We start from the raw sequence: 12477 nt of genomic DNA, 5'->3' as shown, positions 1-12477 counted from the left end.
CGGATCAGTATCGACGATGCGCCAGGTCACAGCGACCCCGGGACCTGCGCTAACCGACCTTCTTCTTGCCGCGGGCCGCACGCTGCGCCTTGATCATCGAAAAGCGCTCGGCCTGCTTCTGCTTGTCGCCGAAGACGAGCTCGGAAATCGTGTCGTAGAACTCTTCCGGCTTCGGCAGGTAGTCGATGCGGTTCAGCGCCTGGATCTGACCGGCGGACTCGACCACCATCGTCCCGTACCCCATCATCCGGCCCCACGCCGAACGTTCGTAGGTGAGGTCGGTGACCTTGGTGATCGGCATCATCAGCACCTTGGTGGTGTAGACGCCGGTCGTCATCACGAACCGTTTGTCCGTGACGACCAGTCGCTCGACCCACCACTCCATCACCACGTACGCGAAGCGCAGGATGACGAGCAACGCGGCATACCAGAGGATGTTCTGGATGACCCACGCGGCGGGCGGCAGCAGGTAGGACACCAGGACGCAGATGGCCAGCAAGGCCACCGCCTCGAAGGTGTCCCACAGCAGCACCGCCCAGTGACGGCGGATCCTGATGACCCGCCGCTCGGTGTCGAGGAGATACTCGTCTGGATCGCGTGGGGCGAACATACCGATAGAGTATCCGCCGTCCGCTAGCTGAAGACGTTGCTGACGAAGGTGATCACCGATTCGGCCGAGTCACGCAGGAAGCCGATGATGTTTCCCACGAGGCCCGCGGCCTGACCTGGCTGCGCGATCACGAAGAACAGCACCAACGCGATTCCTGCGAAAGTGAGGAGCTTTTTCGCGTTCACAGCGATCAATCCTGTCTCTTACGGTGACTGACTGCGGATACTGACCATTCATTTTGTACCGCACCTTCCACCGGCGCGGGAGAGAAGTCCCGCGCTTGGGTCAGCCGGCAGGGGGAAGTGTACCGCACGGCTACTCTCCGTGTACAGGACAGCCATTGTCAGGAAGCCCGCGTCTACCATTCGGGAATGAACACCGTTTCGGACAGCACCGTCCGCTGTGTCGGCGGCATCGTCCATGACGAACTCGGCCGGATTCTGCTGATCCGGCGCGCGAATGAACCCGGACGTGGACTGTGGTCGGTCCCCGGCGGACGCGTCGAACCAGGCGAAACGGACGAAGCGGCCGTCATTCGCGAGATGTGCGAAGAGACCGGGCTCGACGTGATACCGGGCACACCTGTCGGCAACGTCCGCCGCGGCCCGTACGACATCCACGACTACGCCTGCACGGTCACCGGCGGCACTCTCCGTGCCGGGGACGACGCCACCGACGCCCGGTGGATCGACGCCGAAACCTTGATCGAACTCGACAAAGGCGGCCACCTGGCCGAACTCCTGTTCGTCACTCTCCGCGACTGGGGAGTGCTGCCGACCGGGCGCTCGTGAAAGACGCGGGGATAAAGCGGCGCGCGAGGTGAAAATTATCCTCGCCGATGCTTTCGCGTCATCTTCGAAGAGCGGAAACGCTAACGACCATCAGTCGCTGGCGTCTTGGGCACCTACTGACGATCTTGCGTGGCTGGATGGACGACACACGTGATCCGACGGACGACACGCGTGTCTGGACGGACGACTCGCAGCGAGGGGCTCGCCGCGGTCGTGTCGTCCATCTGGTCACGCGTGTCGTCCGTCGGATCACACGTGCTGTCCGTTCAATCACGCGAAACCCCAGCCTGACCTCACGTTGGTCGTGAGTGGCGATTCGGGTTAGAACACGAAACGCCACTCACGACCGGACCGGCAGCCAGGTCATCCGCTGCCCGTGCGGCGCCGTTCTGGCCAGCGCCCGCACGTCCGGGACGCCGGCTTCCCACCGGACGAGCCCGAGCACGGCCTGGTCCGCCGGTTCGGCCAGATCGGTCCTGCCGGGCACCAGCGGCTCCAGCGCGGCGGCGTAGAACTCCTCGCTGACCCACCACAGCGGCCGGTCCGCGGCGAGCTTCCGGAGCGCTTCGAGGAAGTCGGCCCGCCGCTCCCCCAGGTACGCCAGCACGTGGCTGGTCAGCACGACGAGCGGCGCGTCGGCGGGCAGCGTGGCGGCCGCGGAGGCGAGATCGTCGACGGCGTCGCCGGCGATCAGTTCCGGCCGCTGCTTGCCCTGTGCCGCCGCGGCCGTGCGCAGGAGCCGGATCCGGTCCGGCTGGTCGGCCCAGACACACGCTTCGAGCCAGGCGAGTTCGTCTTCGTCGGCCAGGTCCACCGGGGCGCGGTCGAGGCCGGCGCGGGCGGTGATCGTCAGCTTCTTCGGCACCTTCGGCGTGACGGCGCCGGGCGCGAGGTCCAGCGCGCAATGCAGGCCGACGGCCGTCTTCGCGGGCCCGGCGGTGAGCTGCTCGCCGCCGTCGCACTGATAGCGATAGCCGTACTTGTCCAGGCCGAGGAGCAGGCCCGCGCTGCAGCCGACCTCGAGCAGCGCGATCTTGCCGCCCGCCTCCTTCGCCGCCGCCGTCACCGCGGGATAGAGCAGCGCGGCCCGGCGGACCTCGTTGGTCTGCGTGTACCGCGAGGAGATGATCGCGCGCGCCTTGTCCGCCCGCTCCAGCAGGAACGAGCGGAACAAGGGCCACGTCTCCGAATCCACGCCGTCGAAACCGCCGACGGACGGGTAATACCGCGAGAGCGGGTGGATGGGGTCGGCCTGGATGAGCCGGTGCGCGGTCGCCATGAGCAGCGTCCCGCGTGCTTCACCGTCACCGCCGCGGGCGTCGGTCAGCAGCCCGGCGACGTCGTCGTCCTCGGCCGCCTGCGCCGCCAGGTGCTCGTACAGCGGCGAAACACCGGCCGCCTCGACCGTCGCGAATTTCCGCAGGCGGCTCTTGATCTCATCCAGCCCGATGGGCATCGACGCGCTCCCTTTTCCCGTTCGTGACACCCATTATTCGTGCGGCACGGGACGGCCGGGCTGTTCACCGCCCCTGGAGTCACCGTAAGACCGCTTCGGCACCATCACCTTGCGACGGAACACACAGACGATCGTGCCGTCCTGCTTGTAGCCGCGGGTCTCGACGTAGACGACGCCCCGGTCGTCCTTCGACTTCGACGGCGTCTTGTCCAGCACCTCGGTCTCGCCGTAGATGGTGTCACCGTGGAAGGTCGGCTTCACGTGTTTCAGCGATTCGACCTCGAGGTTGGCGATCGCCTTGCCGGACACGTCCGGCACCGACATCCCCAGCAGCAGCGAGTAGATGTAGTTGCCGACCACGACGTTCTTGCCGAAGTCGGTGGTCTCCTCGGCGTAATGCGCGTCGAGGTGCAGCGGATGGTGGTTCATGGTGATGAGGCAGAACAGGTGGTCGTCGTACTCGGTGACCGTTTTGCCCGGCCAGTGCTTGTAGACCGCACCGACCTCGAACTCTTCGTAATAGCGACCGAACTGCACCCATTCCTCCTGCACGAGTAACGCGGCGTGAGCCTGGAACGACAGGCCTTCGTGTTGAGGAGTACCCTCGACCATTGGTGTCGGGTCGTCAACGCGACCCACACCACTGCGTAACCGTCCGCCGAGCCGAAGGAGGTGAGGAACCCGATGTCCAGTGGCGATAGTCCGCTTCCTAGTAGTCGCAGCGTTTCCGCCTTCACATCTCGCCGGATCCCCACCTGGCAGGGCTGACGAAACCGGGAACGCTGGCCTAGCCGAGCGGCCCCCCGACCGCTTGGCCCGTCGTCTTCGCGCTTCAACGCACGACGTCTGCCCAGGAGATCCCATGCCTGCCATCCCCTCGCTCGGCGGCCTTCGCGGCCGGAGCAACGGCCGCGCCAAGAGCGTCCCCGAACGCCCGCTGCCCGTCCCCCTTTCGGCGTACGTCGTCGATTGCGCGGTGTACGTGGAGGGCAAGCGCCTGCCCGGCCGCTGGACGCACGCCGAGGCCATCAAAGAGGTGCGCAAGCGGCACGCCGGGTTCGTCTGGATCGGCCTGCACGAGCCCGACGCCGTCCAGATCCAGGGCATCGCGGACACCTTCGGCCTGCACGAGCTGGCCGTCGAAGACGCGCTCGAAGCACACCAGCGGCCCAAGCTGGAGCGCTACGACGACACGCTGTTCATGGTGCTGAAGACCGTCCGGTACGTCGAGCACGAATCGCCCGCGACGGCGAACGAGATCGTCGAGACCGGCGAACTGATGGCCTTCCTCGGCCGCGACTTCGTGATCACCGTGCGGCACGGGAACCACTCGGGGCTCGCGAGGCTGCGCCGTGAACTCGACCAGGACCCGGAGCGGCTCGACCTCGGGCCGTCCGCGGTGCTGCACGCGATCGCGGACCACGTCGTCGACCACTACCTCGACGTCACCACCGCGATCGAGTCGGACATCGACGAGATGGAGACGCACGTCTTCGCACCGCGCTCCAAGGTGAGCGCCGAGCAGATCTACTTCATGAAGCGCGAGGTGCTCGAACTGCGCCGAGCGGTCATGCCGCTCGGCACCCCGCTGCAGCGGCTCGCCGAGGGCTACACGCGGCTGATCCCGGACGAGGTCCGCTCCTACTTCCGCGACGTCTCCGACCACTTGACGACCGTTTCGGAGCGGGTCTCGAACTTCGACGAGCTGCTGACCACCCTGGTGGACGCCACGCTGGCGAAGATCACGCTCCAGCAGAACACGGACATGCGCAAGATCACCGCGTGGGCGGCGATCATCGCGGTCCCGACGGCGCTGGCCGGCATCTACGGGATGAACTTCGACTACATGCCGGAACTGCATTGGCGTTTCGGCTACCCGGTGGCGATGACGGTCATCTTCGGCGTCTGCATCCTGCTCTACCGAATATTCAGGAAGAACCGCTGGCTCTGACCTTTCTTCCCCTTTCGGTAGTTCTGGAGTTCCCTCATGCCAAGGATCCTGACCAACCTCAAGTTCTGGGCGCTGGCCTTCTGCGTCGTCTGGCTCGGCATCGTGATCGCGATCATCGCCAAGGACCCCGCGTTCGCGCACGGCACGAAGTAGCGCCGCCGGGCTTACCCTGGAGCGCATGAAAGCGCTGGTGGTCGCGGACGAGGTCGAAGAGCGGCTGTGGACGTCCGCCGTCCGCAACCACCCGGCCGACCTCGTGATCGGCGCCGGCGACCTGCCGTACGACTACCTCGAATTCCTGGCGGGCGCGCTCGACGTGCCGTGCGTGTTCGTCCCCGGGAACCACGACCCCGACCTGTCCGGCTACACCCGCTACGGCGGACTGTCCATGAAGGACGGTTTCCCCGCGGTGTGGCCCGGGCCGGCGGGCGGGGTGAACGCGGACGGCCGGATCGTCGACGTCGGCGGGCTGCGGTTCGCCGGGCTCGGCGGCTCGGTCCGCTACAACGACGGCCCGAACCAGTGGACGCAACGTCAGCAGGCGCGGCGTGCCCGCAGGCTGGTGCGCCGGGCCCGGTTCCGTCGCTGGCGGGACGGCCGGGACGTCGACGTCCTGCTCACGCACGCGCCGCCGCGGCACTGCGGCGACCGCGAGGATCCGCCGCACCGCGGGTTCGACTGTCTCCATCGCACGATCGAGTTGCTGCGGCCGAAATGGTTGCTGCACGGGCATATCCACCCGCACGGTGAACCCGTGCCGGACCGGGTGGTCGGCGGGACCACGGTACGCAACGTGGTCGGGCACCGGATCATGGAGTTCGTATGAAGGACACCGGTTTTCCCCGTGCGGACGCGGAACACGACTTCCTGCGCGCACGACGACGTCAGGTGTTGTCACGGCTGGCGAACTGGCTGCGCGGCGAGCCCGACGACGTCAACATCATGCTGCCGTTCCACGAGGTGGTCGACGCGCTCGGTTATCTCGGCGAGCGGAAGATCGGGGCACGGGTGATCCGGCTCGACTCGATCGTCGGCAGCGTCGACCGCGGCCGCGATTTCGACCGCCGTTTCCGCCCCACGTCCGGGCGGGTGCGCGAACGCTGGGAACGGCTGGCGCTCGCCACCCGGCGCGGCGAATCGATCCCGCCGATCGAGGTGTACCGCGTGGGCGAACTGCATTTCATCATCGACGGGCACCATCGTGTCTCGGTGGCGCACGCGATGCGACTGTCCACAATAGAGGCGATGGTCACCGAGGTGCGGACCAAACTGGACCCGAGCGGGATCCGGTACCGCGGCGACCTGATCGTCAAGGACTACCGGCGGCTGTTCCTGGAGCGGGTCCCGCTTTCGGGGCACGCGCGGGCTTCGGTGGTGTTCACCGATCCGTGGGATTACGCGCGGCTCGGCGAGCACGTGGAGGCGTGGGGTTTCCGGCTGATGCAGGACGAAGGGGCGTACTCGGATCGGGCGACGCTGGCGCAGCGGTGGTTCGACGAGGAGTTCGTGCCGGTGGTGGCGATGTTGCGGCAGGCGGACCTGATCGGCGCGCGGACGGACGCCGAGGCGTATCTGTGGGTGGCTTGTGAACGGTACCGGCTGATCCGGACGCATCGGTGGGACGACGAGGTCTTCGAGGCGGTGCGGTCACAGTCCCGCTGATGCCCCCACCCCGTGCTAGGAAAGGACCGTTCCTTGCAAATTTTGCAAGGAACGGTCCTTTCCTAGCATTCGAGGGGCCTACATGTGCACGGCGACCGGCGTAGCCTCCGAAGCGCCTTCGGCAGCCTTCGCCGGAGCACCCGACCGCAGCAGCAGCCCGCAGATCACCGCACCGATGACGAAGATCCACCCGCCCCACACGAAAGCGGTCGTGTAGCTGTGCACCGCCGCTTCGGCCGCCAGCTGCGCCGAAGGCACCTTCCCGGCCGTGAACGACGTCGCCGCGTTTCCGGCCAGCGTGCTCAGCAGCGCGGTCCCGATCGAGCCGCCGACCTGCTGCGCGGTGTTGACCGCCGCCGACGCGACACCGGCGTCGTGCGTGTCGACGCCGAAGGTCGCGACGCTCATCGCGGGCGCCATCGCGAGGCCGATGCCGACGCCCATGACCATCAGCGGGAACAGCACCCCGCCGGTGTACGTGCTCGTGACGTCGATGGCCGAGAGCCAGAACAGCCCGGCCCCGGCGATCAGCATTCCCAGTGACACCAACGGTTTCGCGCCGAACTTCGGCAGCAGCACGGCCGTCGCCGACGTCGCGCTGGCCATCAGGGTGGCCACCATCGGCAGGAACGCGACACCGCTCTGCACCGGCGTGAACCCGAGGTTCAGCTGGATGTAGAAGGTGAGGAACAGGAAGATCGAGAACATCCCGATGGCGAGCAGGAACATCGCGAGGTACGACCCGCCGCGGTCGCGGTCGAGCAGCACGCGCAGCGGCAGGAGCGGATGTTCGGCACGCTGCTGGATCACCACGAAAGCGGCGAGCAGCACGACACCGGCGGCGAGGAAACCCCACACCGAGATCGAGGACCACGAGTCGCGCTCGGCGTTCGCGAAGCCGTAGACGAGCGCGAAGAGACCGGCCGACGCGGTGATCGTGCCGGGGATGTCGAGCTTCGGGCGCGGGCCCTCGGTCTCGGAGTTCTTCAGCAGCACGAACGAACCGGCGAACGCGATCACCGCGAAGATGATGTTGACGTACATCGACCAGCGCCAGTCGAGGTACTCGGTCAGCACGCCGCCGAGCAGCAGGCCGATCGCCGCGCCGCCACCACCGATGGCTCCGAAGACACCGAACGCCTTGCCGCGCTCCTTCGGATCGGTGAACGTCGTGGTCAGCAGCGAAAGGGCCGCCGGGGCGAGAAGCGCGCCGAAGACACCCTGTGCCGCACGGGCGACCAGCAGCATTTCGATACTGCTCGCGGCGCCGCCGATCGCGGACACGATGGCGAAGCCGGCGAGCCCGACGAGGAACGCGCGTTTGCGGCCGAAGAGGTCCGCGAGCCGCCCGCCGAGCAGGAGCAGGCTGCCGAACGCGAGCGCGTAGGCGGTGACGACCCATTGGCGGGCGTCGTTCGAGAAGCCGAGGTCCTGCTGCGCCGACGGGAGCGCGATGTTCACGACGGTGGCGTCGAGCACCACCATCAGCTGGGCGAGCCCGATCATCACCAGGATCAGCCATCTCCTGGCGTGGTGCGGGTTGGAGTGCTGCGCGGCCGCGTCCCCCGGCGGCGTGGCGACAGCGGTGGATGAGTCAGACATACGGGCGGTTTCCTCACCGATAGTGACGAAGAAGCTATGTGGAGTAGGTATCTCCCCTTTCCGCGCCCAAGGTACACAAGAAGTGGAGAAGTGTCCTCTACTTCGTTTGTTAAGCTGGACGAATGGCTCGGGACCTCGCTCCCGCCGCACCGGCGCGGCCGCTGCGGCGCGATGCTGAACTCAATCGGCAACGCATCATCGCGGCGGCACGCGATGTCTTCGGCGAGCGCGGGCTCGAAGCGACACTCGACGACGTCGCGCATCACGCGGGCGTCGGCGTCGGCACCGTCTATCGCCGCTTTCCCAGCAAGGAACACCTGGTCGAGGCGATGTTCGTCGACCAGTTCGAGACGATCCGCGAGTTCGCCGAAGAAGCGCTTCGCGCCGAAGACCCGTGGGACGGCTTCGCGGACTTCACCTGGCGCGCGGCCGAACTGCACGCCGGTGACCGCGGGTTACGGGAAGTCATGCTGTCGAACGTCTTCGGCCAGGAGCGCGTCGCCGAGGCGAAATCGCGCATGGTGCCGTTGATCACACAGCTCGTCGAACGGGCTCAGACGGCCGGAGTGCTCCGCGCCGACATCGTGCCGACGGACATGCCGCTGCTGCACCAGATGATCGGCTCGGTCATCGAGTTCACGCACGGTATCCAGCCGGACCTGTGGCGCCGGTGCCTCGCGATGCTGCTGGACGGCCTGCGTGCCGAACCCGGCCGCGCCACCCCACTGCCGCATCCCCCGCTGGACGTCGAAGCGCTGGAAGAAGTCATGTGCTCCTTCCGGCTGCCGAAGCTGCGCTCCTGACCCCGCGTTTCGTCCTCTGAATGCGATCCTTGCGCGTGCAAGGACCGCATCCAGAGGACGAAACGCGTCAGGGGAGCTTCGGGAACACGGCGGCGGCGACCTCCCGCGCCGCCCCGCAGGTGACGTCCTCCGCCGCGCCGTCGACACCGACCACGGAAAGCGCCGCCTGCTCGACCCGGTCCGGAGTGCCCGGGATCGGCCGGTGCGTGGTCACCTGGCAGAACGCGCCGGAAGTGGCGACCTGGGCCTGCCGGCCGCCCAGCGCCTCCGTCGCGCCCGGCGTGGTGTCCGCGCCGACGGACAGCGAGAAGCTGACCTTGCCGCGGATGCAGCTGTGCCCGGACAGCGCCGGGGCCGGTTTGGTCTCCGCTCCGGCGGCGGCGTCGAGTTCGTGCTGATCGAGCAGCGCGCACGGGGCGACGCGGCCCCACGAGCGCTGGTCGAGGTTCAGCCGCCCGACCGTGCGCGCGGCGATCACCCCGGCCGCGCTGCCGACCGTCGCGTCCGCGGTCCGGCACCGGTCGGCCTGGTCGGCAGGCGCCTTGTCGTCGGAGGTGACGGCGACGGACAGCCGGATCCCGTCGGCGAAGGTGAGCAGCCGCGTGCAGACGGTGTCCTCGTTGAACGTCGACTGCTGGACGCTGAGGCCCTCCGGCAGCGGCCCGGCGTATTCGTAGGGCTGATTGTTCGGATCCTGCCCGGAAGTGATCGGGCCGGTGGTCACGGTGTAGCGATTGGCGCCCTCGACGAATTCGAGGCGGCAGAACTCGAAAGAGGACAGCGGCGGTTTGACCGCGTTTCCGCCGCCGATCACTTTCCGCTGGTCGACAAGGCTGCAGTAATCGAGCGACGAGTATTCGCCGAGCGCCTCGGAAGCGGTCAAGGCCTCGTCGCCCGCCGTGGTCGGCGAAGGCACCGCCGGTTCGGGCGTGGCACAGGCCGCGGCGAGGAACAGGCCGCAGAGTACTGCGCTCAGTCTCTTCGGGGGCACCGGAGCAGTATCGTCAAAAGATCCGGGAACACCACCCCCTACGGGCGAAGAACACAGGGCTCGCCGCGTTTTCCCAGGTGGGTGCTTTACCTCGATTTCACGCCCTTAGGGGTGCGTTTCGTTCCGCGGTGGGATGCGGGCGGGCCGCCACTCGACGAAAATGGGTTTCACACACAGTGATGACAGAGAGGGAAGACCCGTGACGAACCCCGTAGCCGCCCGCTTGACCCGACCGCGCCAGGGCCGCATGATCGGCGGCGTCTGCGCCGGGATCGCCAAACGTTTCGGCACCACGCCGGGCAAGGTCCGACTGCTCGCCGTGCTGTCCTGCCTGCTGCCCGGGCCGCAGTTCATCGTCTATCTCGTGCTGTGGCTCGCCCTGCCCGAGAGCGAGTACTGAGCCGGCCTCAGGCGTTGGGATCGAAGGGGATCCCGGCCGGTTTGGCCTTGCCGAGGTTGTATTCGAACGAGCCGTCCTTGATCGCGAGGCTCGCGCTGCCGAAGTCGGCGCGGACGAGCGTGTCGCGGATACCGGGCGGGAATCCGTCCCAGCTGACGAGATCCGGGTACTGCCAGGCGTTGTAGTGGTTCTCCGGCGGCTCGGTCGCGCTCGCGATGCGGAAGCAGTGGGTGCTCGCGCCGTCCTTGTGATAGACGATCTTCGGGTGCGTCCCCTCCCAGGAGACCTTCGAGCGGTCGTAAGTCGAGTAGTTGCCGTGCGCGGACGTCGAGACGTACCGGGCTTGGCCCTCGTTGACCCAGACGACGACGTGTTCGATGTCGTGCCGGTGCCCGCAGCAGTCGACGAGCGGGACGGCCTGGTCCTTCTCGAAGTACAGGTCGTACAGGTGGGCGCACCAGCCGTTGTTGCACTTCGATCGCGCGTAGGAGTTCGTATTGTCGAGGTCGGACCTGTCCCGGCACTGACCGTTGAGGGCTCCGGAGTTCTTGAGTCCGGTCGCCACCGCGCCGGTGGGCGAGATCGCGGGGGTCGGGTAGCAGCCGTCGGTGTCGTAATCGAACGCGGGCTGCCAGGTGCGGTCGGCCTCGGTCGCGTTCGACGGCAGCGCCTGCGGGGGTTCGGCCCAGGCGACGGCCGGGGCGAGCGTGGTGAGCAGGACCGCGCCGACCAGGCCCTGCAGGAGACGGCGTGAAAGCTTCTTCGGCAAGGCAGGCGCCCTTCTCTCGGTACCGGGGAGGATTCCCGATCACCTCCAGAGACGTAAACCGCCGAAGGTGGGGAGTCGCGTGAATGCCGCACACGCGTGATCGGACGGCGAACTCGCGTGATTGAAGGCGGAACTCGCGTGATTGGGCGGCGAACTCGCGTGATTGGGCGGCGAACTCGCGTGATTGGGCGGCGAACTCGCGTGAAGGCCCCCTTTCCGCGGCTGAGCCGCGGGAAGGGGGCCTTCACGCGCAACAGGAGACCTAGTCGGTGTAGGTCAGGTTCTTGCCGCTGGCCCCGTCGAACAACTTGATCTTGTCCGCGTCGAACCACAGTTCGACGTTCTGGTTCTCCGCCGCGGAGGACGCCGCCGAGAGGCGGGCGACGATCTGCGACTCGGCGCCCGGAACGTCCGAGGATCCGCTGTCGGCGGCGAGATCCGCGAGGTCGGACGACGACGCGGCCTCCCCTTCGACCGAGAAGTGCGCGAACTTCTCCGAACCCATCGACTCGAGGACGTCGACGTGGGCGGTGAACGTCGCACCCTGACGGGCGTTGGCGTCCACCAGCGAGGCGTCCTCGAAATGCTCCGGCCGGATGCCGACGATGACCTCACGCGGCGCGTCGGCGGCTTCGACCAGTTGCCGCACCCGGTCGGTGAGCGGGATGTCGCCCAGCGCGCTGCGGGCGGTCCCGTTCTCCAGCGTGGCGGGCACGAAGTTCATCGACGGGCTGCCGATGAATCCGGCCACGAACAGGTTCGCCGGGTTGTCGTAGAGGAACTGCGGCGACCCGATCTGCTGCACGTAGCCCGCCCGGAGCACGACGACCCGGTCGCCGAGGGTCATCGCCTCGGTCTGGTCGTGCGTGACGTAGAGCGTCGTCGTGCCCAGCTGTTTCTGGATCTTCGACACCGAGGTCCGCATCTGGCCGCGGAGCTTGGCGTCCAAGTTGGACAGTGGCTCGTCCATCAGGAACGCCTTGGGGTTGCGGACGATCGCGCGTCCCATCGCGACGCGCTGCCGCTGCCCGCCGGAGAGGTTCGCCGGCTTGCGGTCGAGATGCCCGGTCAGATCGAGGATCTGCGCCGCCTCCTCGACCTTGGCCCGCACCGTCCGGTCGTCGACCTTGGCCAGCCGCAACGGGAACGCCATGTTCTCCCGCACGCTCATATGCGGGTACAGCGCGTAGGACTGGAACACCATCGCGATGTCCCGGTCCTTGGGCGCCTTCTCGTTGACGCGCTGGCCGTCGATACGCAGTTCGCCGGAGGAGATGTCCTCCAGGCCCGCGACCATGTTCAGCGTCGTGGACTTGCCGCAGCCGGACGGGCCGACCAGGATGATGAACTCACCGTCGGCGATCGTGATGTCCACTTCGGACACCGCGAGGGCGCCGTCGGGGTACTTCTTGGACACTTTTTCGAGAACGATTTCAGCCATG

14 protein-coding genes are annotated in these 12477 nt (G+C 67.4%); 6 read left to right on the top strand and 8 right to left on the bottom strand.

Going from position 1 to position 12477, the window contains the following annotated elements:
• Positions 1-49: 49 nt before the first annotated feature.
• Complete coding sequence (locus AMK34_RS29635) at positions 50-610, bottom strand: PH domain-containing protein (RefSeq protein WP_016331479.1); 561 nt, start codon at positions 608-610, stop codon at positions 50-52.
• Between the two features lie 23 nt (positions 611-633).
• Positions 634-795, bottom strand: a complete 162-nt coding sequence (locus AMK34_RS42840; protein ID WP_005167589.1) for a hypothetical protein — start codon at positions 793-795, stop codon at positions 634-636.
• Between the two features lie 186 nt (positions 796-981).
• Between AMK34_RS42840 and AMK34_RS29630 the strand changes: the two genes are divergently transcribed.
• Positions 982-1401 carry an NUDIX hydrolase gene (locus AMK34_RS29630; RefSeq protein ID WP_038519033.1) on the top strand — a complete coding sequence of 140 codons (420 nt, stop codon included), beginning with the start codon at positions 982-984 and terminating at the stop codon, positions 1399-1401.
• A 340-nt stretch (positions 1402-1741) separates the two neighbouring features.
• On the opposite strand, the gene AMK34_RS29625 is transcribed toward AMK34_RS29630, so the two are convergent.
• Together AMK34_RS29625 and AMK34_RS29620 are read right to left on the bottom strand one after the other, a co-directional pair.
• Complete coding sequence (locus AMK34_RS29625) at positions 1742-2857, bottom strand: DUF2332 domain-containing protein (RefSeq protein WP_073847528.1); 1116 nt, start codon at positions 2855-2857, stop codon at positions 1742-1744.
• A gap of 33 nt (positions 2858-2890) precedes the next feature.
• On the bottom strand, positions 2891-3469 hold the full coding sequence (locus AMK34_RS29620) for a MaoC family dehydratase (RefSeq protein ID WP_225949972.1): 579 nt from the start codon (positions 3467-3469) through the stop codon (positions 2891-2893).
• Positions 3470-3719: 250 nt separating this feature from the next.
• Between AMK34_RS29620 and corA the strand changes: the two genes are divergently transcribed.
• The 3 genes from corA to AMK34_RS29605 all read left to right on the top strand — a co-directional run bounded on the left by corA (position 3720) and on the right by AMK34_RS29605 (position 6470).
• Positions 3720-4808 (top strand): magnesium/cobalt transporter CorA, encoded by a 1089-nt coding sequence (gene corA / locus AMK34_RS29615; protein ID WP_037332108.1) that lies wholly within the window; start codon positions 3720-3722, stop codon positions 4806-4808.
• 178 nt (positions 4809-4986) lie between these two features.
• Positions 4987-5634 carry a metallophosphoesterase family protein gene (locus AMK34_RS29610; RefSeq protein WP_037332110.1) on the top strand — a complete coding sequence of 216 codons (648 nt, stop codon included), beginning with the start codon at positions 4987-4989 and terminating at the stop codon, positions 5632-5634.
• Complete coding sequence (locus tag AMK34_RS29605) at positions 5631-6470, top strand: ParB N-terminal domain-containing protein (RefSeq protein WP_016331473.1); 840 nt, start codon at positions 5631-5633, stop codon at positions 6468-6470. The genes AMK34_RS29610 and AMK34_RS29605 overlap by 4 nt, the downstream gene beginning before the upstream one ends.
• A 78-nt stretch (positions 6471-6548) precedes the next feature.
• Here AMK34_RS29605 and AMK34_RS29600 read toward each other — a convergent pair whose 3' ends face one another.
• Entirely contained in the window at positions 6549-8072 is a 1524-nt protein-coding gene (locus tag AMK34_RS29600) for an MFS transporter (RefSeq protein WP_073847527.1), read from the bottom strand.
• Positions 8073-8194: 122 nt separating this feature from the next.
• On the opposite strand from AMK34_RS29600, the gene AMK34_RS29595 reads away from it, so the two are divergent.
• The gene (locus AMK34_RS29595; protein ID WP_038519045.1) at positions 8195-8875 is read left to right on the top strand and encodes a TetR/AcrR family transcriptional regulator; all 681 of its coding nucleotides are present in this window, start codon (positions 8195-8197) and stop codon (positions 8873-8875) included.
• 67 nt (positions 8876-8942) lie between these two features.
• Here the strand turns inward: AMK34_RS29595 and AMK34_RS29590 are convergent, their stop codons facing one another.
• On the bottom strand, positions 8943-9866 hold the full coding sequence (locus AMK34_RS29590) for a hypothetical protein (RefSeq protein ID WP_038519047.1): 924 nt from the start codon (positions 9864-9866) through the stop codon (positions 8943-8945).
• A 199-nt stretch (positions 9867-10065) separates the two neighbouring features.
• On the opposite strand from AMK34_RS29590, the gene AMK34_RS29585 reads away from it, so the two are divergent.
• On the top strand, positions 10066-10266 hold the full coding sequence (locus AMK34_RS29585; protein ID WP_063774594.1) for a PspC domain-containing protein: 201 nt from the start codon (positions 10066-10068) through the stop codon (positions 10264-10266).
• Between the two features lie 7 nt (positions 10267-10273).
• On the opposite strand, the gene AMK34_RS29580 is transcribed toward AMK34_RS29585, so the two are convergent.
• Positions 10274-11035: an NPP1 family protein gene (locus AMK34_RS29580; RefSeq protein WP_038519050.1), complete on the bottom strand. Its 762-nt coding sequence runs from the start codon at positions 11033-11035 to the stop codon at positions 10274-10276.
• 262 nt (positions 11036-11297) lie between these two features.
• Positions 11298-12476 carry an ABC transporter ATP-binding protein gene (locus AMK34_RS29575; protein WP_073847525.1) on the bottom strand — a complete coding sequence of 393 codons (1179 nt, stop codon included), beginning with the start codon at positions 12474-12476 and terminating at the stop codon, positions 11298-11300.
• Position 12477: the final 1 nt, after the last annotated feature.

Source organism: Amycolatopsis sp. CB00013, assembly GCF_001905755.1.
Lineage (GTDB): Bacteria > Actinomycetota > Actinomycetes > Mycobacteriales > Pseudonocardiaceae > Amycolatopsis > Amycolatopsis japonica.
Note: the sequence above shows the minus strand (reverse complement) of the source record. Positions and strands in the feature narration are given on the sequence as shown.

Bases quoted from the DNA above. Each gene is read 5' to 3' on its own strand.
- AMK34_RS29635 (WP_016331479.1), bottom strand. From the start codon at position 610: ATGTTCGCCCCACGCGATCCAGACGAGTATCTCCTCGACACCGAGCGG.
- AMK34_RS29630 (WP_038519033.1), top strand. From the start codon at position 982: ATGAACACCGTTTCGGACAGCACCGTCCGCTGTGTCGGCGGCATCGTC.
- AMK34_RS29625 (WP_073847528.1), bottom strand. From the start codon at position 2,857: ATGCCCATCGGGCTGGATGAGATCAAGAGCCGCCTGCGGAAATTCGCG.
- AMK34_RS29620 (WP_225949972.1), bottom strand. From the start codon at position 3,469: ATGGTCGAGGGTACTCCTCAACACGAAGGCCTGTCGTTCCAGGCTCAC.
- corA (WP_037332108.1), top strand. From the start codon at position 3,720: ATGCCTGCCATCCCCTCGCTCGGCGGCCTTCGCGGCCGGAGCAACGGC.
- AMK34_RS29610 (WP_037332110.1), top strand. From the start codon at position 4,987: ATGAAAGCGCTGGTGGTCGCGGACGAGGTCGAAGAGCGGCTGTGGACG.
- AMK34_RS29605 (WP_016331473.1), top strand. From the start codon at position 5,631: ATGAAGGACACCGGTTTTCCCCGTGCGGACGCGGAACACGACTTCCTG.
- AMK34_RS29600 (WP_073847527.1), bottom strand. From the start codon at position 8,072: ATGTCTGACTCATCCACCGCTGTCGCCACGCCGCCGGGGGACGCGGCC.
- AMK34_RS29595 (WP_038519045.1), top strand. From the start codon at position 8,195: ATGGCTCGGGACCTCGCTCCCGCCGCACCGGCGCGGCCGCTGCGGCGC.
- AMK34_RS29575 (WP_073847525.1), bottom strand. From the start codon at position 12,476: ATGGCTGAAATCGTTCTCGAAAAAGTGTCCAAGAAGTACCCCGACGGC.